Genomic DNA, 20,896 nt, shown 5'->3' with positions numbered 1-20,896 from the left:
TAGATGCTCGTGGCAGTGTTCTCACGTTGCGCATTCAGGCTCAAGATCTCGTAGCATTGCGAGCCGCGTCGAATTCTTTCCTTCGATTCGTCGCCGCTGGCCTGAGGGCGATCGAAGTTGTTGCACCCTTTTATAGGACGCGACGAGTTCCCCCTTCAAGCGGCGCGTAGAAAACTTGAGCGAAGAAGTTGAGCTCCCACCACAGCTGCAAGAACAGCTCGCCCGATTGCAACAACTACAACAGACCTTACAGGCAGTAACATCACAGAAACAGCAGCTAGAGATTGAGCTGTCCGAGACAGATAGGGCGCTCGCTGAGCTCGAGAAGATCACCGATCAAACTCCTGTTTACAAGAGCGTGGGCAGCCTCTTGTTGAAGTCTGACAGGCAGACGGTTCTTTCGGAATTGAAGGAGAGAAAGGAATTGCTCGGAACGAGGATCACCGTCTTGGGTAGACAGGAAGAGCGGACCAAAGAGAGGATGAAAGAGCTTCAGACCAAGCTCCAGGAGAAGCTCCGACCTGCAAGCCCTGCGGCCAGCTGAAAGCCGGCCCGTGTCGACGAGTCCAAGTAAAACCAAGACGACTTGGAAAGGACTTCTCCGCTCACTCTCAACCTCTGCTCGCACATCAGAACACGTCGTTCTCCTATGCCATCAAAACGCCGACCCGGACGCAGTCTGCTCGGCCTTCGCTCTCCAGGCTCTTCTGCACAGGCTTGCGCCTGGAACCAAGACTACAATCGCGTGTCCTGAAGGGATTAGTGCTCCGACTAGGCAGTTGATGGAAAACCTGGGCATTTCGACGCCGGATCAGAAGATTCCGTCTGATGCCGATCTAGCGATCCTTGTCGACACGAATGCTTTAGATCAACTTGGAGCCGTGTCCGGCAGTCTACTGAAAATGGAACATGGAGTAGTTGTGGTTGATCATCATCACCCGCATCCTGACACTGTGAAACTGGCGCGTCAAATGATCGTGGACGAGTCGGCCGCTGCAGCCGCTGAGGTTGTCTTCCATTTGTTCGAGGCGTCTAAAGAGCAACTGGAGAAGGTGGAGGCAACTGCCTTGATGGCGGCGCTTTTTGTGGAAACAAAACACTTCCTGCTTGCTAGAGAGTCCACTTTTGAAGTCGCGGCTAAGCTAGTCAAAGCTGGAGCCGATCCGCGACGTCTCTCCGGGATGCTGAGTTCGCCGATGAACCGGTCAGAGAGGGTTGCCCGATTGAGAGCCGCAGAACGGTCCGGTGTCAGTATGCTGGGGAATTGGATCGTAGTTACGTCTCAGCTTGGCTCGTACCAGTCTTCAGCGGCACGAGCCTTTCTGACACTGGGAGCCCACGTGGCGTTTGTTGCGGGTGAAGTAAAGGAGAAGGTACGGGTCAACATGCGAGCGACAGAAGACTTCTACGAGAAGACAGGCGCGCACCTGGCGAGAGATGTGGCTATTCCTTTGGGGAAGCTGTTGGGGGGAGTTGGTGGCGGTCATCCTACTGCCGCTGGACTAACAGCTCCGGGAACTGTGGAAGATGTCCTGATCGCTTGTCTGAATCGTCTCAAGGAGTCTATCGGTCCCCTTCAGACCTAAAATAGCGCGGACGCTGATTCTACCATTATAGAGTAGTAACTCAAGAGTGAGTAGGAGACTTGGCTGGGACTCAGGAAGAAATCATTGCCGCCCGGGGCCTAGGCTTCCAATACGCTGGCTCAACCTCGAAAGCGCTCGACGATATCAATATCGTCGTCGGCCGGGGAGAGTTTCTGCTCCTTACTGGTCCGAGCGGTTGCGGGAAGACTACTCTCTGCCGTTGTCTCAACGGTTTGATTCCGAACTTTCACCCTGGAGAGATGTCTGGGGAGCTCTTGGTCGATGGGGTTAGTGTTGCGGCTGAGACGACTAGTGAGCTTTCGCGGAAGGTCGGTTATGTTTTCCAGAATCCTGAGAACCAGCTTTTCGCATTGACGGTTGAGAACGATGTTGCCTTTGGACCGGAGAACTTGGGTCTTACGAGGGAGGAGATTCGAGATCGGGTTGATTGGGCGATGGATGCAGCTGGGACGGTTGCGCTCAAGGATTTGGCGCCTTACGAATTGTCAGGAGGCCAGCAACAGCGCGTCGCCTTAGCAGGGGTTTTGGCCATGAAACCGAGCGTGATCGTTCTAGACGAGCCGACGTCATTTCTCGATCCGCGCACAGCTGAGGAGGTTATGGCTGCTGTGGACCGTCTCCGGAGAGAGAACGGGATCACGGTTATCGTTGTTGAGCACCGATTGGATCTGGTCGGGAGGTACGCGGAGCGAATCGTGGTTATGGATCATGGGAAGATCGCGGCAGATGGTAAGGTCGAGGACGTTCTCGATTCCGAATTTGATCGGTTGAGTGGGCTGGGGATCGGTCTCCCAAAGGTGACCCTTCTCTGGTCAATGTTGAGGAGAGATGGACTCGTCTCTGAACGTCTTCCCACTCACGTCGAGTCAGCGGTTAAGATGCTGTCGAAGAGGCTTCGCAACTGATCTTGGTCGAGCAGGTCTCCTTCACGTACCCGTCAGGTCAACTGGCACTTGACTTTGTTGATCTGAAGATCGACAGTGGAGAATTTCTAGCGATCATGGGGGAGAATGGTGCGGGGAAGACGACGTTGGCGAAGCAATTGAATGGCTTATTGAAGCCAACTTTCGGAAGGGTCACGGTCGACGGAGACGATACCACGAAGAAGAGTGTTGCTCAACTGTCTAGAAAAGTTGGGATCGTGTTCCAGAATCCTGATCATCTGCTCTTCTCTGAAACTGTAAGGGAGGAGGTTGGGTTTGCTCTGAAGAACTTCGGCTTCGAGCCCGGCGTGGTCACGAAGCAGGTGGCCCGGACCCTCGAGGCGCTTGATCTCACGCATTACTCGGAAACTTCTCCGTTCTTGTTGAGCGGGGGGGAGAGGAAGAGGGTGGCCTTGGCCGCAGTCTTAGCGTGGGAGCCAGATTACCTGATCTTGGATGAGCCGACGATAGGACAGGACTACCAGCAGAAAGAACGATTGCGCAACTTCATCCTGCAGCTCAACTCCCAAGGGAAGGCCGTTGTGATGGTGACTCATGATGTGGAGTTCGTGGCAGAGTCCAACCCGAAGGTAGTCCTCATGGCAAAGGGAAAGATTGTGGCGCAGGGCCGGGCGGACGAGGTCCTGTCTGATGACGGTCTCATCGAGAAGGCATCGCTGGTGAAGCCGCAGATGGCCAAGCTGTTCAGCCAGCTAGACGGTTTTGGCTTTCCAAGAGATGTTGTGGATGTTCACAGGGCGAAGATGCTACTGGAGGAGAAATTGTCGGAGGTGAAGATTCGTGTCGCTCAGAGTTCTTAATGGATTCAAGTTCTCAAGCCTCAAGACCCCGGTTCACAGGCTGGACCCGAGAGCAAAATTCCTCTTGGTGATAGGGATAATCGTGCCCTCGCTTCTTTTCACCAACATCTACCTCCTAACAGGACTATTGCTGGTGCAAGTCCCGTTGCTCATCATAGGCCGCGTGACCAAGAGATGGGTCCAATCTCTCCGAGCAGGCATATTCCTTTCAGCCTTGATCTTTGTCGTGAACTACTTCACAGGACCTTTGGCGAACGCCATAGCCCTTACTTTACGATTTCTGCTGTTGATGACGACCTTCAGCTTCTTCTTCATGACCACCTCTCCAGACGATCTTGGGTTGGCGATTGACAAGGTCAGCTTCATCCGATGGCTCTCACGACGATGGCTTGGATACCCGAACGCGTTATCGTTCACCTTCACAACCGCAGTCAGGCTGGTGCCTACCATGGCAGTTGACGCACAGACGGTAGTTGATGCCCAACGGTCAAGAGGACTTGAGCTCGATAAAGGGAACTTGTTGAAACGGGTCCGGAATTACATTCCGATCCTGATTCCGTTATTGTTGATCGCGATAAGGAGGAGTCTCGAACTGGCTGAAGCGCTCGAGGCACGCGGGTTTCCGGGAAAAGAGGGGCGGACCTCGCTCTTCGAACTCAAATTCAAGCTCGTTGACTATCTCTTGCTGGGAATATCCCTGGCCGGAATAGTCCTATCCTTCTGGGTCTTCTTCCACTACAAGATCCCGACTATCTAAGGAATCTAACGGCGCGGGTCAAACTGTCGCCTCGAAGAGCGGGGCGGAAGATTGGGCTTCCCGGACCTCCGGGTCTTGCGTCGCGAGATGTACTCGCTAGTACCCCCCTTTTTGATCAGAAGATTTCCTGTCTGGCAGGGACAATGGGCGAGTTAGGCAGGTCAGGGCGTAGTCTGGGCTTGAATGACTATTGAGTTTGCCTGCTCTATCGAGCGGTTCACGAACGATTTTCAGTCGAGATCCAGGGGATGTTTCAGATCGCAAATCAGGGCTGAAATTGGGCGATTCTGCTCCGTGGCTTATGCTTCGTGGTGCGGGGGCGTCAGAAATTGACCATCCGGGGATCGCTTGATGGCTCGGCCTAGATCGTAGCTGGAGAAGAAAAAGTGGCGTGATGGCTGCGAGTAGGTGAGAAGCGTTTCTTCAGCGTCTACGAAGCGAGCCTTCGGGAAGGCCATGGGTTGTGGCATGCGAGCCAGTGTCCCGGTTGAACCTCCAACAGTGGTGGCTCTACCTTCGAGCAAATATCGATGCGTCTTGGGCAGCGAGGATGAAACCGGCATGCGGGAGGCGGATTAACAGGGCTTGGCACCTCCCCAGGCAGAATAATTCTGTGAGTCTTCTTCTTTGGGTCTGGTATCGGAATCGCCGATAGCAGCGCTACGGTATATGGATGTAGGGGGTTCTCGAATAGTTCGTCTGTCTCGGCTATCTCCACTATCTTTCCGAGATACATGACCGCCACTCGATGACAGATGTGTCGTACAGTACTTAGATCGTGTGAAATGTAGAGATATGTTATCCCGAGGCTTTGCTGAAGTTCTTGAAGCAGGTTCAGAATCTGCGCACGGACCGAGACGTCGAGGGACGCGACAGGTTCATCCGCTGCAATGAACTGCGGGTCGACTGCCAGAGCTCGCGCTATGCAGACTCTCTGTCTCTGACCCCCACTGAACTCATGCGGATATCTCTCCGCATGGTAATCTTCCAAGCCTACCATTCTCAGAAGCTCGTACATTCTGTCCTGCCAATGGCTGCGTGGAATATGCTTGTGCACCTCTAACGGTTCCATGATGATATCCGCTACGGTCATTCTGGGGTCGAGAGACGAGTACGGGTTCTGGAAGATGTACTGCATCTGACGTCTAAGAGCGAGAACCTGGACTTTCCTTCCTTTCTTGAAAATGTCTGTGATATTTTTTCCGTTGAAGAAAATATTCCCTGATGTAGGAGGCTCTAGGTATAGAATGCATTTTGCAATCGTGGTCTTACCGCAACCGCTTTCTCCGACTAGCCCAAAGGTCTCATTCTTCTTGATGCCGAAGGAGACTTGGTCGACTGCGTGAACATCTCCAAGTTTCCGTCTTAGTATTACTCCTCTCTCGTAAACCGGGAAATGTTTCGTTAGCTCGCTAACTTCGAGTACCGTTTCGGCCATGGGGGGTCAGCTCGCAACCGGGGATTTCAGATCAAGCTCTTTCCATCTATGACAGTGAGCCAGTCTTCCTTCCCCTATCGATTCTAGCTCTGGAACTTTGTCGATGCAAATTTGCTGGGCATATGCGCAGCGAGGGTTGAACCTACATCCTGATGGAGGCTCGATCAGGTTGGGAACGTTTCCTGGAATAACGGACAGTTTTTCCTTTCTTAAGGCAAGGTTTGGAACAGATGTCAGTAACGCTTGGGTGTAGGGATGCTTTGGCTTCTCGAACACTTGTTCGACGGTTCCTGACTCGCACACTTGTCCTGCGTATAGAACGGTCACTCTGTCACATACATCTGCGACTATTCCCATGTCGTGTGTGATCAGAACCATTGCCACTTTGAGCCGGTTCTTCAGTTCCTTGAGAAGGTCGAGGATTTGGGCCTGGATCGTTACATCAAGCGCGGTCGTAGGCTCATCTGCTAGGATTAGTGCAGGGTCACCGGCAAGGGCCCTTGCAATTGCTACTCGCTGCTTAGTTCCACCACTCAACTCGTGAGGATACTGATTGATCCTGATTTCCGGGTCCGAGATCTCGACGTTACGGAGCAGGTCGGTGGCCTTAGCGAGAGCATCTCTCTTGGAAATAATATGATGCCGCATTATTACCTCAGACAACTGTTCCCCTACCCTGTAAACGGGGTCGAGAGTTGTAGTGGGATCTTGAGGGACATACGCTATTTCCTTTCCGCGGATTTTCTGCATCTGTTTTTCCCCCAACTTTAGGAGGTTCTTTCCCTCGAACTCTATCGTCCCATCCACGATCTTTCCCGGCGATGGAACAATTCTCAAGATCGATTGGGCGGTAACTGTCTTTCCGGAACCAGATTCACCAACAACGCCCAAGGTCTCTCCCTTGCTAACGTCGAGGCTTATGTCGTCCACTGCTTTGACAATCCCGGCGTAGGTGAAAAAATACGTCCTCAGGTTCTCAACGCGTAAGATACAGTCGGTCAATGTGGAGGTTTCCACTATTCCCTAAGCCTAGGATCTAGGGCATCCCTCAGACCATTGCCGAGGAGGTTGAATCCCATTACCATGAGTGTGACGAATATTGCTGGGAACAAGGTTCCCCACCATGCCTGTTCTATGAAACCTGCTGAGGTGTACATTTGTTGGCCCCACGTGTTGGAATTGGGAGCACCAAATCCGAGGAAACTCACCGCGGCCTCCGTTAGGATAGAACCTGCAATTTGTAGAGTCCCGAGCACGATCACGATGTGAAGAACGTTTGGAAAGAGGTGGCGAAGGAGTATTCGGAACGATGAGGCCCCTATCTGGCGTGAAGCTGAGATGTACTCAAACTCCCGCACCCGCAACACTTCAGAGCGTATTATCCTAGCGGCTCCAGGCCACGAGAATGCTCCGATAATGAACACGACCAGCCAAATTCCACCAGTGGCCGTCGGTGCCAGCTTGATCGTTACCTGGAGGAAGACAAGCAACAGCAGGAAAAAAGGGATGACGAGGAAGACTTCGGTAAATCTCATCAGAACATTATCGATCCATCCTCCAAAGTAGCCGGCGACTAGCCCGATTGAAATCGCGATCAACATAACAAGACCGCTTGCGCCGAGTCCGATAACGAAAGCCGCCCGCGTACCATAAACGATCTCGCTGTATACATCATACCCTGCAAGATCGGTGCCAAAAGGATGAGCGGCACTGGGAGGAGCATTGGAAGCGTATGCGGGTGATGGGCAACTTGGGCTCAGGCCAACGAGACACTGAGGAGGATACAGCGCAACGAGTCTGTCAAATGCCGCCATAACGGCGAATATGCCTACGATTCCGAGCCCCACAATGGCAACTCTGTTGGTTTTGAGCCGTCGCCACGCGAGAGCCCATTGGCTCACTCCCCGACTCCGCTGGGCCCTTTCCCCTGTGGAAGTGGGCATCATGGACTGTTCTGTCATATGATCTCACTCGAGCCGGATTCTTGGATCAATGTATGCGTATGCAATGTCGGTAATGAGATTGGCGATTAGCGTCATGATCGTGATTATCACTACTATTGCCTGAATCACAGGAAAGTCGAGTTGAGTTGTTGACGTGACAAATTGTCTCCCAACTCCAGGCCAGTTGAAGACGGTCTCCGTAACCGGTGCACCAGCTATGAGACCTCCAAAATACAGCCCGACGTAAGTTACGATCGGGATGAGAGCGTTTCTCAGCCCGTGTTTGTAGATAACAGTCCGCTCGCTTAGTCCACTAGCGCGCCCAGCTAAGATGTAGTCTTGTCTCAGCACTTCGAGCATGCTCGATCTTACTAGTAGAACTATTGGGGCAAGTAGAGCGAATGTATACACGGCGGTAGGAAGAGTGAGATGCCAAAGGTGGTCCAGGAGCAGGCTTCCGTACGGGTACTTGTCTGGAGTTGTTGACTCGAATCCTCCGGACGGAAACAAGTGCAGGTTATAGCCGAAAATCAGGATGAAAGCAACGCCAAGGAAGAATATCGGTATCGAGGTCCCTACCAGGGAGGAGCTGGTAATAGATACGTCCAGGAAAGAATATCTTTTCCTCGCCGAAAGCACACCGACTGGAATGGCTATCGCCAGTGATAGAACGAGTCCTAGGAGCTGTAACTCGAGGGTCGCCCACAGTTCCTGGGCGATAAGGGTGGAAACAACACCGCTGGTGTAGGAGTATCCCAGGTTACCTGTGAAAATCTGGGTTAGCCATTGAAGATACTGTTGGTATATCGGCTTGTCGAGGCCAAGGAAGTGTCGAAGTGCCTGCCTCTGCGCCTCATCAATGTGAGGGTTGAGGGCAGTGTACAGTTGGACTGGATCCCCGGCCAATCTCTCAATGGTGAAAACGAGAAGAGTTATTCCAAAGAATACCGGAATCAGATATAATGCTCGTCTTACGACATATTTGATTACGGACAACTAAGCTCTGCTCTCTGGTCTCTCTCTTTGCATCATTCTCAGGACGATTTCACTTCTACAGAGGCCAGCAACCGCATTTAGCTTCCTAACTCCTAGACTTAGTCGGTTCTCTATTAGGAATATCGTAATCTGCTCAGCTTCTAGAAAAAGGGGAGAATCTACCCACTATTGTTGTCGGCATAAGCAATATACGCTTGATTGGACCATTTTAGAGGCATGCGACGCGACCTAACAGTCCGGAGCCTAGCGGTTCTAATCGTAGTTTTGTCCGTATTCATGGTTCTCGGCCCCCTATCCACGGTAGAAGTAAAAGGGGCCGGTTGCGCCACAGGACTCAGTCCTAGACTGCATGTCACCCTCTTAGTCCCAACTTCCAACCCCGCCAGACGCGCTTGGGCAGCCATAATCCAGAACAGTCTTCAATGCCTCGGAATGGACGTGTCCAGGGTTGAGCTTCCCTTCAGTCCCAACATATACGCAAGGGCGTTGAGTCCGCCAACAAGCATTGTCGGAAAGACTTTTGATCAAGGTGGCTTCGACATTCTGTTCGTCGGCTACAACTTACTAATTGATCCGGATCCCTATGGGCTCTACCACAGCAGCCAATTTCCTCCAGCGGGTCAAAATTACTACCTATGGAATAACACTCAGAACGACAACCTAACCAATCAGATCAAAACTACACTTGACGCTACTGCACGCAACAACCTGGTCAAACAGTGGCAGGTCTTAGCTTACAACGAGCTTCCATCGATTCCCTTGCTCTACACGCATGAAATAGTCGCGTTTGACAGCGACTATTCTAACGCTCAACAGGTATTCCAGACATACCACTTTCCAGCGTGGCCACCGATAGAACACCTAACAAATGCTACGAACACATCACAGTTCATCTTGGCAGAAACCGGACAAGCCCCCGGGGAAGGAGTTGTCCCAGAACTCAGTACCTCCTACTATGACCTCGCTATCTCCGGTGAACTATTCAGTGGGCTATCATTGAGAAATGACACAGTTCCCAACACGGGCCAAGCCATGATTCCCGCCCTGGCAGCCGGCACACCCGCAGCACCGGGCTGGTCAGTGAGTCCCGATGGAAAGACCTGGGACGTGAATCTTCGGTCGGGCGTGACTTGGCACGATGGACAACCGTTCACCTCCGACGATGTTAAATTCACTTACGATCTCTACCAGAATGACACTTTTGGTGCGCAGACGGAATCATTCGTTAAGAGCATCGTCGGCGGAAAGAATAACGTAACCATCACCGGCCCACTATCTGTAAGATTCACTCTGCCAGCACCTTACGCATTCTTCGTACAGAACATCTTGACAACAGCCATTCTACCGAAACATGTCCTACAGCCTGCTTTCGGAACCGACTACTCCAAAATAACCAACAGCCTATTCAACCACCCTGATACGGGGACCGCCGGGACACCGACGCCAGTGGGCACGGGTCCATACAAGTGGGTAAGCTACAATGCGGCAACCAGCACTTCTCACTTGGTTCGAAACGATAACTATTTCGATTTCAGCGATTGGGGCAGGGCTGCTCTTCTTGCCAAGAACCAGTTTAGGGTCAAAGATTACTATGTAAGAACCATCGTCGGAAGCGACGCCGCGATCACAGCCCTCACAAACCACGAGGTCGACTTTCTGGATAGCCAGTACCACTTGGAAACTCAGCAGAGCTTCCTAACCGGTTGGGGGGCCAGCAAGCAAACATCCTACGACGCCTTCGGTGTACAAGAGATGGGGGTTAACATGCAACACCCGATTATCGGCACAGGCACCGGTACGCCTTACGCACAGCAGTATTCGGGTAACAAAACAGCTGCAGCCAATGCCGCAAGATGGATTCGTCAAGCCATCAGTTACGCTACGCCCAGAGATCAGATAATCACCAGCCTGCTAAACGGCGCTGGTGTCGCCGCAATCACTACGCCAATCATTGGTAACTACAAGACGGGCGCCGCGGTGACGCAGGGCTTCAACCCGACATTGCAACCATATGCGTACAATCTTACAAAAGCCGGACAACTATTGCAATCCGCTGGCTACTCCCCGACTTATGGCACAAGCTTCATCGATGCGTATGGAGTCTACATAATCGTGGCTGTCGTGGTGGCAGCAGTAGCCGTTGCTGCTGTCTACGTTCTGAGAGTCAGGCGTCGAACAGCAAGCATCGCGCCCCCGGGGTCGGGCTCGGCACCTCCGGCCACAAGCCCATAAGTGTCGCCGAAGTCTGAAGCCAAGTTTTCTTAGACTCGCCTATCCATCACGCGATGGATAGGGCGAATCCTATGAGGGCTAGTAGTGAGGCTGTTACCATCCACTTTAGTCCGACTCTCTCAGCGTTTTTCTCCGCGTCTCTCGACCAGGGGGCCGTTCCGATCGTCGCGTGACCTATTCTCGATATCGAAGGAGTTGAGGACAACGCAATGCCGACTCCGGAAAGGAGACCAATGCCTCCTTCGAGCAACAAAACCAAGATCAGGGTGTTTCGAGAAATGAATCCGATACCAATCCGTAGACCCAGTGTGTCCACGAGCAGAATAATGAGCGCGCCGAGAACAGGCTTTGTCATATAGCGCAGAATCCGGCTGCTCCCCCTACAGGACCCGAGAATGGCAGACCTTGAGTCGTTCATTGCGTTAGAGGCCTAGAATCACTGGTATCATTCCGAGACTAATGGGGATTACGAGCCCGGCGGTTTTGGACCTTAGCCGAGTAATCTGGAGGGTGATCAGGGCGCCGCACAGAACAAAGGCTATGGTTTCGATGGACCCGACGAGTCCACTAAGCTGGAATGATGTTGCCACGAGCATAGAGTATGCAAGAAAGTCGCCAAGCCCGACTAGTGATGTTTCCAGCGGAAAAGTTGTCAAGGAGAGCACTTCGCGATATTTTTGCGGGCCAATCAGACGGGTCATTACATTCGTTTCCACAGCGAGAAAGTCCATTAGCGCCAGTGTTCCAAGAAAAGTGATTGTAAACAACGGAGAAAGTGAAGTGCCGATGAGAGCTCCCAAGAGTGTAGCCGACGCAATAACGAGGAGATTCGACTTTCTGCGGGGCAACGACCCATAGTATGCTTTGATCGACCAACGAATTCCCAAGTACCCCAGAGGAACCGCACTAAGGAACAGTATCGGGGCTGCACCAGTTAATTCAAACCAAACTTTGAACAAGACCAGACCAGACGTTGTGCCAGCAAGCATAATGCACGCGACGACAACCCGTACAAGTTGCTCTGGACGACGTCTCAGCCCATAAACGAGACCAGAAATTAGTATGGACGATAACAGGACACCGGTGACGATGTCGTAGCCTCCTGTCCCGATTTTCGTGGAGAAACCCGCGGCTCTTCCGGACAACACTACAGCGGCCGCCACCACAGTTGCAAAGAGGGGCGTGGCTATGAAGACGAGATCTTTGACGATACTGGCAGTACGCCGCTCTTCGGCCAAGAAATTCTGCCCCCATTAAGAATGAGTCGTCCTCGCTGATAAAGGCCAAGCCGTTTGAGAACGATGCGAAGACGGAACTACCCCATCTTGGATCCCCTGGTGGTGCTCGTTCAAGCCATTCGGGTTTGTTAGCAAACCCTATAGCTTCCAGAACCCACAGATAGGAACGTGTAGGAGGCACTTTTACACAATGAAAAAACAGATTATGGGAATAATAGTTGTAGTAGTAATCGCCGTAGCGGCTGTATTGTTGGCCCCGGTAGCCTTCGCGGGCAACGTAACCGTGCCCTTAACCAAGGTTACATTCAATGAGACTACGGGTTCCCTTTCCTTTGATCATCCCTCAAATACAACATCCAGTGTGACTGCCTACGAATACTATTACTTCACGCGGCCAGGAGGGTGGTTCCGCACCAGCGAGAACAAGGTCAATGCCAGCGCGGGTCAAGCGAACATCAACATTACTCTCGTATTCAGCACTCCAAGTGGTGGTAGTTCGCTGCCGATGCAGACACTGAGCGGAGTCGCTCTCGGAAACCGGACACACACCATCTACATCTCAGTCGACCAGGGACAAAGAGCATCGGGCACCTACCGATTGACCGTGACCATAGACGCGGCAGTAAAGAGTGCAGGATCTTCAACGTTCACAACTCAATCACCAAAGGGCTTCGACCTGGTCTGGAAAGTACCGTAGACCAAACAGACTACTAGATCGTCTCGCCGCCCCAAAGGGGGGCCTCCTTTCAGCTCCAACTATTCAGATCTCTGTCTGTTGCCAGGAGACCGTGACGACTCGGGGAGCCTTCTCGGAAGCTTTCCGTGGAAAGGATTCTCGGCATGCCACCTAGCCCCAAACACGATGAGTCTAAAGATTGCAGGAAGTATGTCGATTCCTTTTTCCGTCATACCCCCCGAACGACAGGTCTGGATGCATTATTCTTCTCTATTCTCTCGATCAGACCGGTTTCTTCTAGCTCTCGAAGTCTCCTGCTCAGGACTCTCGGGTTAAGTTGAGGGTTTGAACGGAGGAGACCGCTGAAACGGTCAACCCGTCTCAAGCCAACATCCGCAAGGATGAGTAGCGCCCATTTGCGTCCGAGTACGCCGAGATCTGGCCTGATCGGACGGGGCGGCGAAGAATTCTCTTTCCGCACTCCGGCCAGTTCGCTGTTGTATTGGCATTTACTGATACTATCCTTCTCAGTCCCCATCTAGGTTATAGGGAATAACCCCCCATCATGATCTTGGACGCGTTTTGCAAACGACGATAACCGATAATCTGAAACTCGTTGAGAGAGCATGGGTCGACAGCATCAACAGACGATCCCAAGAGGACTTTCTAGATCTCCACGGAGAATCTGTTGCACTTTACGACCCGACCCTGGGATCGCTGAAAGGGCGGCCCGCCCTGGATAAGATGTGGAAAGGCCTGTTCAGAATGTTCCCCGACTATCAGATTAGGAAGGTTCGAAGTTTTGGCCAGGAGGACTGGGTATGCTTGGAGGTTGAGGAGAGTGGAACCATGAGGGGGCCCATCCATGCTGGACCTCGAGAGATTCCCCTAACTGGTAAGAGCTTCAAGATACCAAGCTCGATCATTGCAAGAATCGATCACGGCCGCATCGGAGAGGTCCGTATCTATTTCGATGTTCTCGGTCTTATGGCTCAACTTGGCCTAGGACCCTGAACTCGCAGACAACAGCGTCGTCTCAAGAAGCAAAGTGAAATATCGAGATTCGGGCTTCCCTAACTCCGGTCTCTAGTGTCGTCTCAATTCAGTTCTGGAGAAATCCTTTCCATCATAGTCGCTTGGATCGTGCTCTCGGTTGCCATCACATATCAGAGCCTCATTGGTCTCCTAATAGGAACCGGAAGTCTCGCTATTGTTGCAGCCGGTTTTCTCGCCACGGCGACTGGATTTATCCTTCACGAAATGGGACACAAGTACGTCGCAATACGGCGGGGGTATGTCGCCCATTTCCGTCTCTGGGTCTGGGGACTCGTTCTCACCCTGTCGATCGTAACAATCTCGGGAGGGGGACTGGTCTTCGGCGCTCCCGGCGCAGTATACATTTCCCCCTCAGCAGCCGCGTTCTACGGTTACGCTACTAGTAGCGGACCTGCTGACCCGGAGGAAGATAATATGATAATTTCCGCGGCGGGGCCGCTCATCAACCTCGCATTCGCGATCGGGTTCCTACTCTTGGTTTTCTCAGGTCCAGCAGGTTTCCTCAAAACCATCGGGAGTTTCGGGTTTCTACTAAACATAGGACTTGGATCTTTCAACATGCTACCAGTCCCTCCGCTAGACGGCTCCAAGATATTTCGGAAAAACACTCTCATTGCACTTGGAATAGCTCTACCTCTATGGACAATGTTTGTGCTCTTCAGTTTCATCCTATAGGGCGACTCGATCCGCTCGATTGAGTCGTTTTCTGAAAGGCCTTAGACGCTCCCTCTCGTCAGTTGAAGCCCCTCGATCGCCTGCTTGACCTCGTCTACCGAGGCCCCATCTTCGAGTGTTGAGAGATCGCCGATCAAGCCTCCAGCTGCAACTGCTTTGATGACGCGTCGCATTATCTTCCCGCTCCTTGTTTTTGGGAGTAGTTGGACAAAGTAGATTGCATCTGGCGTTGCAATAGGCCCAATCATTTTCCGAACGTGGTTTTTCAACTCCTCAGAGAGCGCGTTGGAAGGATTGGCGATCTTCTTCAAAGTGACAAACGCAACAATGGCCTCGCCTTTAACTGGGTCTGGTCTTCCTGCAACAGCGGCCTCGGCCACTAAGGGATGACTAACGAGTGCGTCTTCGACCTCTTTTGTTCCAAGACGGTGACCTGCAACTTTGATCACTTCATCAGCTCTACCCAGCAGCCAGAAGTAGCCGTCTCCGTCGCGGAGCGCATAATCTCCGGGATAATAGAGCCCTGGGAACCGGGTCCAGTAGATCTGTCGATACCGTTCTGGGTCCTTGTAGAGTGTCATGAGCATCCCTGGCCAGGGTTTTCTGATGACAAGGAACCCCTTCTCGCCAGGGGCAAGGCTGTTGCCCTTCTCGTCGACGACATCCGCCTCTATTCCGGGTAGGGGAAGTGTGGCCGAGCCCGCTTTCAATGGGATCAGACCGAGTCTAGGGCTGGGTGAGATCATGATCCCACCAGTTTCTGTCTGCCACCAAGTATCAACGATAGGACATCGCCCCGCTCCTATCACATCAAAGTACCATTGCCACGCTGCGGGATTGATCGGTTCACCGACTGATCCTAGCAACCGTAAGCTGCCAAGATCGTGTTGTCTTGGGAGATTGTCTCCATGGCGCATTAGCGAGCGGATCGCTGTTGGTGCTGTGTAGAGAATCGTAACACCATAACGCTCCACGATGTCCCACCATCTATCGGGCTCCGGATAGTCCAGAGCACCTTCGTACATTACTGAAGTGAGTCCGTGCATTAGCGGTGCGAACACAACATAGGTATGTCCTGTGACCCATCCTATGTCAGCGGTGCACCAGTAAACATCCTCATCTTTTGCATCAAACACCCATTGTTGGGTCGCATACGCGAACACTAGATAGCCCCCGGTACTGTGAGCAATACCCTTGGGCTTACCTGTCGTCCCCGATGTGTAGAGAATGTAGAGAATATGGGTCGACTCAACATGCACCGGCGCAACATAGTCAGAAGCCTTCGCCATTAGATCATGCCACCAGTGGTCGCGACCATTTCTCATCGATACTGCATTTCCAACCCGACGGAAGACCAATACGTGCTTCACGCTGGGAGACTCCTTCACCGCGTCATCAACGACAGTCTTCAACTCCAAGACTTTCCCTCTTCGATAGGTTCCGTCAGCTGTGACGACGATTTTGGCTTCGCAATCTCGGATACGTTCCGCGAGTGCATTCGCGCTGAACCCTGAGAAGACGACGGTGAACGGCAAGCCGAGTCTGGAACACGCGAGCAAGGTAATCGGGAACTCTGGAACCAAAGGCATGTAGATCGCCACGGTATCGCCCTTCCGGAGACCGAGGTTCTGAAGGACACTGGCGAACTTGTTCACCTCGCGATGGAGCTCGCCATAGGTAATTGTCCGACGCTCTCCATTTTCGCCCTCCCAAAGATAGGCCGCCTTGTTCCTACGCGATGATCTCACATGCCTGTCTATCGCATTTTCGGAGGCGTTTAGAGTTCCTTCGACGAACCATTGGGCGAACGGTGGATCCCATTGCAGAACTTTGGTCCATTTTTTATGCCAAACAAGTTGATTGGCAATGGTGGCCCAGAATGATTCTAAGTTTCGTAGAGAATCTCTGTGAAGGGAGAGATATTCTTCCTTCGGCCGATAAGTCTTGTCGATGTGTGAGTTGGCGAAGTCTGACATTTGTATTAGCCCGGAAGGGCGGGGGCGGTCATATTACTTGTTTGCAAACCGCTACTTGGGGGTTCTGGGTGGAGTCAGCTTCCAGTCATAATCATCGATGGGTGTTAGCGACTCATAGTAGGTTTAACAAAAAGAGAGTTTAAGGTCGCACGGGGCGGTGGTTCTGCCTCAGCCCTCGCATCAACATCGAGCTTGAAGGGAATCGAGTTTGAGTGGCTAAGAAAGCACTGGCATGTCGAAATATATTGCCAATTGCGCAGCATCTGAAATGTCTACACGCCCGACTTTCATCAGGTCGGCTGCCGGGTTCCAGTTGGGAGAACCAGGTGACGATCCAAACGCGAGCGCAAGTGTTGCCGCGTCTACAATGTCTACATTCCCTCTATGAAGGATGTCTGGATTACCTGTCACTGCTAGGATTGTAGTCTGAGATTTGGCGTTCAAGACCCCGCCTAGAACCAGGCCGGAGGGTCCGAGGGCAAGTCCAAACTTAATGCTGCTTGCACTGTCGAACTTCAACGAAATAACAAATGTCTTGGAAAAGATGACAGCTCCAGTGGTGCTATTTACGACTACGACATTGACAGTGCCCGTTATCGTCTTGGCTACAGTGTCAACGGTCAGAGACCCGAACGCGTTCGCGGTCACACCATGAAATGATACATTCTGGTTGAAGGTGATCGTTTGGAATGGTGCATTCTGTGCGAACTCGGGATCGACGACAGTAAGGGGTTGTGCACTGCAGGAGCCGTTACATTGAGTCACTGTAACGCAAGTTGCTGTGCCGGTGACGCTGCTAGACGTACAGCCAGTCTGGTAGCCGATGGTGCTGCTCGTCCCGCTGACGATGTTGAAGGTGACCGTGAAAAGATTGCCAGTAGTTGGCTGTGCCGTCTCGGCGCCCAGAGACACTATTGCCAGACGTGCGACTCCGGGAACGTCAGTAGCCCCACAACGTGCGCCTATTACCACATGGCCATTGATACATTCAACAACGACGAACAACGGAGAGGGCAGAACTGTTGCCGCGTAGCCAATGGCAACGGGGTTGAGAACGGAGGGGTCCGTCAAGAGTGAAATGTCGAATCCGTTCGTCGAATTGGACCCTTGAATATTCACTGCCACTGTCAGGTTAGTTCCCGGTGATCCGGAAAACACGGGTGGTGGCGAGGGGCATCCGGTTGCGTCTGTTGATGTGATGCAGACCACGCCTGACTGAGCCGCGCTCACACGGGTCGGGAAGGACGAGCTTCCACTCAAGAACAAGAGAGCCAATAATAAGAAAAGGAACTGTTTCTTCAAGAAATTGACACGTCCCATTTCTATATCAATATGAATATAAGGTTTCGAGGATGAATTCTAGACGCTCAAGAAGCTGTCAGCCAGAGGCTTCCACGTCAGGGTTTCGAACCGCAAGGAACCGTTGAGCCCGCGTATCCCATCTGGGCGATAGACTTGCCACAGCTTAAAAACCGTCGATTGGAGTCCAGACGTTGTTACGAGCATGTCCAAGCTGAATCAATCGAAGCGGACCCGGAGCCTTGATGAGCGGTATGAGATGCTTAGGAAAACGCTAGCTCACTACCTTCTCCTTCAGGTAGGCACGTTCGTTGGACTCGCAGGTTTTGATGCGGTTGGTCCTGCGATGAACATGCTGACGGACATGAAGGCGAATCTGAAGGTTGAGGAAATCAAGGCGAAGAACCGGGGAAGTAGGGTAGAGGCTCTTTCCCTGAACCTGGCTGAAAGCATGGGGGAGACATTTGCTAGCGACTATGACGTTGAAACAGGCGATGGCGTCAGAACAGTGAAACTAGATCGATGCGGGTGCATAGAATCTGTTTTGGCCCAAGCAGACGCGTACGGGCTGACCAAGCCCCAGGCTAGGTCAATATTTTGCAGTACATGCATTGGCAGCTACAGGAAAGCCGCCGAAACTCTTGAGCTCGGATTCCAAGGAAAACTTCGTGGCGAACATGGCTGCTCAATGAGCTTCTCCAAGAAATAGGCCAAGTCGGAACGTCTCGATGAGGCATGGTTTGCGTTGAGCACGTAAGGGGTAATTCAGACTGTCTGGCCAAGCGAGCAGGAGTATGATTCGGTCAAGAGTCACCAGTGGTCGGACCCCTCGGTGAATCCACTTTTTGCTGTGCTTTTGGGGTTGGTACAAGGAATATCAGAGTGGCTACCTATCAGTAGCAAGACCCAAGTTCTGTTCGCATCAACTTTTCTCTTCTCGCTCCCTCTGGCCGTGGCTTACGCGTTCGGTCTGTTCATGGAAATTGGGTCGCTGGGTTCCGCGATAGCTTACTTCAGGAAAGACATCCGGTCTCTCTTTAGGGACCGAAGGCTACTCGTATACCTAATCGTCGCAACAACTTTCACAGCGCTAGTCGGCGTTCCCTTGTACTACACAGCTGACAAAGTTCTCACAAGCAGCCCCTACAACGTAGGAATCCCTATGATTCTTCTCGGGCTCGTGCTCATCGCGACTGCATTCTACATCAGATACTCGCGGAACAAACTGAGGCTAATAGCCGGATTAGAGGAGATGAAACTCAAGAACTACATTATCGTCGGTATCGCACAGGGCATAGCAGCATTACCCGGTGTGAGCAGATCTGGAATGACCGTTTCAACAATGCTGCTGATGGGCGTCAAGCCTGAGCAGGCTTTCAGGCTGTCATATCTCGCCTACATTCCTGCTTCTCTCGGAGCTTTCTTTGTAACTCTCATCTTCAGTAGGTCCCAAGTTGATATCGCAATACAGGCGGTGGAACCGACGGGCGTTCTTATCGCGATCGTGACCGCGGCTGTCATTGGGATCTTTGTCATATCCTACTTGCTGAAGTTTGCAAAGACGAGTAGGATTTACGTAATCGATTTCGTTCTTGGCACGGTTGCTCTGACTATTGGAATCGTTGCAACTGTGCTTTCGCCGCAAGCGCCTCTGTCGTAGCCACTAAAACGAGCAAAGCTTTGTTGAGAACGGGTTGCTTTGCACCGGACTGTGAAGTTTTCGGAAAGGTTCGAATCTCACTGGGGATTTGACCCTTGTAGGTCCTGGCCGGGAGCTGGGGGAACAGGTCCGCGTGAGAAGTGGGGGTCTTCTCGTGGCTGGCTCGGTGGGGTGTTGTCGCCTTTGAACGATTTGAACCAGACTGGGAAGAAGCTCTGGACCGCTAAGGCCAGCAAGACGAGGAATAATACTTGGATTCCTGAGAAGATATTCGTGGGTAGCCGGGAACTGGTAAATCCGAGGTCTACTGCGAACTGAGTCGAGCTTCCGATAATCTGGACAAATCCCGCTACAGCGGTTAGCGCGAAGCCCCTTCTTAGGCCCGTCCCATTCAATCCTCTCGAGAGGATGAGGGATAGGGTGGTGAGGACGAGTACTGCTCCGATAGCAATTACGTCTAGGGCAACCGCGACAGTGTCCAAGGATTCAGGCACTGAGATGTTGAAAGGGTCTCCGCTCAAGAAATTGTTGTAACCCTGGACCTTACGCGTGGGACCCGCATCAAGAGGAATCAGCGGCAAACGGGGAAACAGTGAACACGTTTCGGTGTTATCTGTAACGAGTGGGTGATGTGAAACAGTTACAATGGGGATTTCATCGTTCCCTTTGCGAAGGTAACCATCGGAGCTTAGGATTTTAGGCCAAGGAGGTGAGCCTGACGCCAAACAAGAGAGGGTCTTTCGGTGGCTATGGGATCGAACTAGACGAGCATCTCGCCACTGTACTCGGTGGGAGGGAAGGACAGAAGATCACCCCATCCGAGATGACCAAGAGACTCTGGCAATACGTAAAGCGGCACAACCTCGGCAAGAAAGACAGTAACTAGAAGACTGTCCCTTGCCATGGCCGCATAATTCCCAAGCCCACTTTTTTGGGCCCATTCAGTCTTATCCTATTTCATGATAGAGCAAAGAGGACATGGACGCCGAATAGGATCCGATCGATCTCGTTCTTGTGCACGAATTGTGCCGACGCAGGTTACAGCACGTTTACAGTAGCCGATTGTAAGATGGCATAGTCATGCCAGCTTCACCGACAAGGACAAAGAAAGCACTACAAGAGTTAGCTAGGGTATTCAACAAGCTAGCCTCGGAGCTCACCTCAGACCTCAATGCGGCAATTAATGAGATCGACAGCTTGAAACGAGAAGTTCAGAGACTAAAGTCCAGTTCCGGAAAGACAAACAAGACGTCAACCTTGCAGAAGAAATCTGTTTCATCCAAGACGAGTCGCCCTCACGCCACAAAGGGAACTCAGCAGAATACCCACACAAGTCATCACGAATCGGGCCACAGCACCAAGCCGTCAGACGAGAAAGGTTCGTTTGTATTTCCTCACGAGCCGTTCAACCCGTCTCCGCCACCCGAGCCCACTCCGCCCGGAAACAACTAGCTAATCACTCCTAGACCAAATCCGGCCGCGATTGAGCGGGCAGGGACGAAACCCGACTCCTCGCATCCATTCATTTCTCCATTTTTCTTGTCGAACTGAATTTTCGATCACCCTCTGCTTAAAAAGTCCCGACCCACTCTGGCTAGC

General features: G+C 52.2%; 22 protein-coding genes. 13 read left to right on the top strand and 9 right to left on the bottom strand.

All coding sequences use genetic code 11. The annotated features are described in order from the left end of the window. Window positions 1–175 precede the first annotated feature (175 nt). The 5 genes from VGS11_01355 to VGS11_01335 are packed head-to-tail and all read left to right on the top strand — an operon-like array spanning window position 176 to window position 4,108. Window positions 176–544: a prefoldin subunit beta gene (locus VGS11_01355; GenBank protein HEV2118745.1), complete on the top strand. Its 369-nt coding sequence runs from the start codon at window positions 176–178 to the stop codon at window positions 542–544. A gap of 10 nt (window positions 545–554) precedes the next feature. Then, complete coding sequence (locus tag VGS11_01350; GenBank protein HEV2118744.1) at window positions 555–1,586, top strand: DHH family phosphoesterase; 1,032 nt, start codon at window positions 555–557, stop codon at window positions 1,584–1,586. A gap of 59 nt (window positions 1,587–1,645) precedes the next feature. Then, window positions 1,646–2,512: an ATP-binding cassette domain-containing protein gene (locus tag VGS11_01345; protein HEV2118743.1), complete on the top strand. Its 867-nt coding sequence runs from the start codon at window positions 1,646–1,648 to the stop codon at window positions 2,510–2,512. A gap of 2 nt (window positions 2,513–2,514) precedes the next feature. Continuing rightward, the gene (locus VGS11_01340) at window positions 2,515–3,351 is read left to right on the top strand and encodes an ABC transporter ATP-binding protein (GenBank protein HEV2118742.1); all 837 of its coding nucleotides are present in this window, start codon (window positions 2,515–2,517) and stop codon (window positions 3,349–3,351) included. Then, window positions 3,332–4,108 carry an energy-coupling factor transporter transmembrane component T gene (locus VGS11_01335; GenBank protein ID HEV2118741.1) on the top strand — a complete coding sequence of 259 codons (777 nt, stop codon included), beginning with the start codon at window positions 3,332–3,334 and terminating at the stop codon, window positions 4,106–4,108. The genes VGS11_01340 and VGS11_01335 overlap by 20 nt, the downstream gene beginning before the upstream one ends. Window positions 4,109–4,538: 430 nt before the next feature. Here the strand turns inward: VGS11_01335 and VGS11_01330 are convergent, their stop codons facing one another. The 4 genes from VGS11_01330 to VGS11_01315 are packed head-to-tail and all read right to left on the bottom strand — an operon-like array spanning window position 4,539 to window position 8,485. Next, window positions 4,539–5,546 carry an ABC transporter ATP-binding protein gene (locus VGS11_01330; GenBank protein HEV2118740.1) on the bottom strand — a complete coding sequence of 336 codons (1,008 nt, stop codon included), beginning with the start codon at window positions 5,544–5,546 and terminating at the stop codon, window positions 4,539–4,541. A gap of 6 nt (window positions 5,547–5,552) precedes the next feature. Next, window positions 5,553–6,548 carry an ABC transporter ATP-binding protein gene (locus VGS11_01325; protein HEV2118739.1) on the bottom strand — a complete coding sequence of 332 codons (996 nt, stop codon included), beginning with the start codon at window positions 6,546–6,548 and terminating at the stop codon, window positions 5,553–5,555. Window positions 6,549–6,562: 14 nt separating this feature from the next. After that, complete coding sequence (locus VGS11_01320) at window positions 6,563–7,507, bottom strand: ABC transporter permease (protein ID HEV2118738.1); 945 nt, start codon at window positions 7,505–7,507, stop codon at window positions 6,563–6,565. Between the two features lie 6 nt (window positions 7,508–7,513). After that, window positions 7,514–8,485 carry an ABC transporter permease gene (locus VGS11_01315; protein HEV2118737.1) on the bottom strand — a complete coding sequence of 324 codons (972 nt, stop codon included), beginning with the start codon at window positions 8,483–8,485 and terminating at the stop codon, window positions 7,514–7,516. 216 nt (window positions 8,486–8,701) lie between these two features. Between VGS11_01315 and VGS11_01310 the strand changes: the two genes are divergently transcribed. Beyond that, on the top strand, window positions 8,702–10,717 hold the full coding sequence (locus VGS11_01310; protein HEV2118736.1) for an ABC transporter substrate-binding protein: 2,016 nt from the start codon (window positions 8,702–8,704) through the stop codon (window positions 10,715–10,717). Between the two features lie 46 nt (window positions 10,718–10,763). Here the strand turns inward: VGS11_01310 and VGS11_01305 are convergent, their stop codons facing one another. Beyond that, a complete protein-coding gene (locus VGS11_01305; GenBank protein HEV2118735.1) occupies window positions 10,764–11,072 on the bottom strand; it encodes a hypothetical protein in 309 nt (102 codons plus the stop codon). 67 nt (window positions 11,073–11,139) lie between these two features. After that, complete coding sequence (locus VGS11_01300) at window positions 11,140–11,955, bottom strand: hypothetical protein (protein HEV2118734.1); 816 nt, start codon at window positions 11,953–11,955, stop codon at window positions 11,140–11,142. A 190-nt stretch (window positions 11,956–12,145) separates the two neighbouring features. Between VGS11_01300 and VGS11_01295 the strand changes: the two genes are divergently transcribed. The 3 genes from VGS11_01295 (at window position 12,146) to VGS11_01285 (ending at window position 14,362) form a co-directional block, all read left to right on the top strand. After that, window positions 12,146–12,652: a hypothetical protein gene (locus VGS11_01295; protein ID HEV2118733.1), complete on the top strand. Its 507-nt coding sequence runs from the start codon at window positions 12,146–12,148 to the stop codon at window positions 12,650–12,652. A gap of 561 nt (window positions 12,653–13,213) precedes the next feature. Then, window positions 13,214–13,645, top strand: coding sequence for an ester cyclase (locus tag VGS11_01290; GenBank protein HEV2118732.1), 432 nt, complete (start codon window positions 13,214–13,216; stop codon window positions 13,643–13,645). 75 nt (window positions 13,646–13,720) lie between these two features. Further along, complete coding sequence (locus tag VGS11_01285; protein ID HEV2118731.1) at window positions 13,721–14,362, top strand: hypothetical protein; 642 nt, start codon at window positions 13,721–13,723, stop codon at window positions 14,360–14,362. Between the two features lie 41 nt (window positions 14,363–14,403). Here VGS11_01285 and acs read toward each other — a convergent pair whose 3' ends face one another. Then, a complete protein-coding gene (acs, locus tag VGS11_01280) occupies window positions 14,404–16,338 on the bottom strand; it encodes an acetate--CoA ligase (protein ID HEV2118730.1) in 1,935 nt (644 codons plus the stop codon). 216 nt (window positions 16,339–16,554) lie between these two features. Further along, window positions 16,555–17,658, bottom strand: a complete 1,104-nt coding sequence (locus VGS11_01275) for a hypothetical protein (GenBank protein HEV2118729.1) — start codon at window positions 17,656–17,658, stop codon at window positions 16,555–16,557. Window positions 17,659–17,842: 184 nt separating this feature from the next. On the opposite strand from VGS11_01275, the gene VGS11_01270 reads away from it, so the two are divergent. Both VGS11_01270 and VGS11_01265 read left to right on the top strand, forming a co-directional pair. Next, window positions 17,843–18,346, top strand: a complete 504-nt coding sequence (locus tag VGS11_01270) for a hypothetical protein (GenBank protein ID HEV2118728.1) — start codon at window positions 17,843–17,845, stop codon at window positions 18,344–18,346. Between the two features lie 123 nt (window positions 18,347–18,469). Next, window positions 18,470–19,297, top strand: coding sequence for an undecaprenyl-diphosphate phosphatase (locus VGS11_01265; GenBank protein ID HEV2118727.1), 828 nt, complete (start codon window positions 18,470–18,472; stop codon window positions 19,295–19,297). Between the two features lie 77 nt (window positions 19,298–19,374). Here the strand turns inward: VGS11_01265 and VGS11_01260 are convergent, their stop codons facing one another. Then, window positions 19,375–19,818: a hypothetical protein gene (locus VGS11_01260; protein HEV2118726.1), complete on the bottom strand. Its 444-nt coding sequence runs from the start codon at window positions 19,816–19,818 to the stop codon at window positions 19,375–19,377. A 188-nt stretch (window positions 19,819–20,006) separates the two neighbouring features. On the opposite strand from VGS11_01260, the gene VGS11_01255 reads away from it, so the two are divergent. Together VGS11_01255 and VGS11_01250 are read left to right on the top strand one after the other, a co-directional pair. Beyond that, a complete protein-coding gene (locus VGS11_01255; protein ID HEV2118725.1) occupies window positions 20,007–20,183 on the top strand; it encodes an SWIB/MDM2 domain-containing protein in 177 nt (58 codons plus the stop codon). A 194-nt stretch (window positions 20,184–20,377) separates the two neighbouring features. Beyond that, entirely contained in the window at window positions 20,378–20,749 is a 372-nt protein-coding gene (locus VGS11_01250; protein HEV2118724.1) for a hypothetical protein, read from the top strand. The last annotated feature ends 147 nt before the right edge of the window (window positions 20,750–20,896 follow it).

Source organism: Candidatus Bathyarchaeia archaeon, from assembly GCA_035935655.1.
In the GTDB taxonomy this organism is placed as follows: domain Archaea; phylum Thermoproteota; class Bathyarchaeia; order 40CM-2-53-6; family 40CM-2-53-6; genus 40CM-2-53-6.
This window is presented reverse-complemented; position numbering and strand designations above follow the sequence as displayed.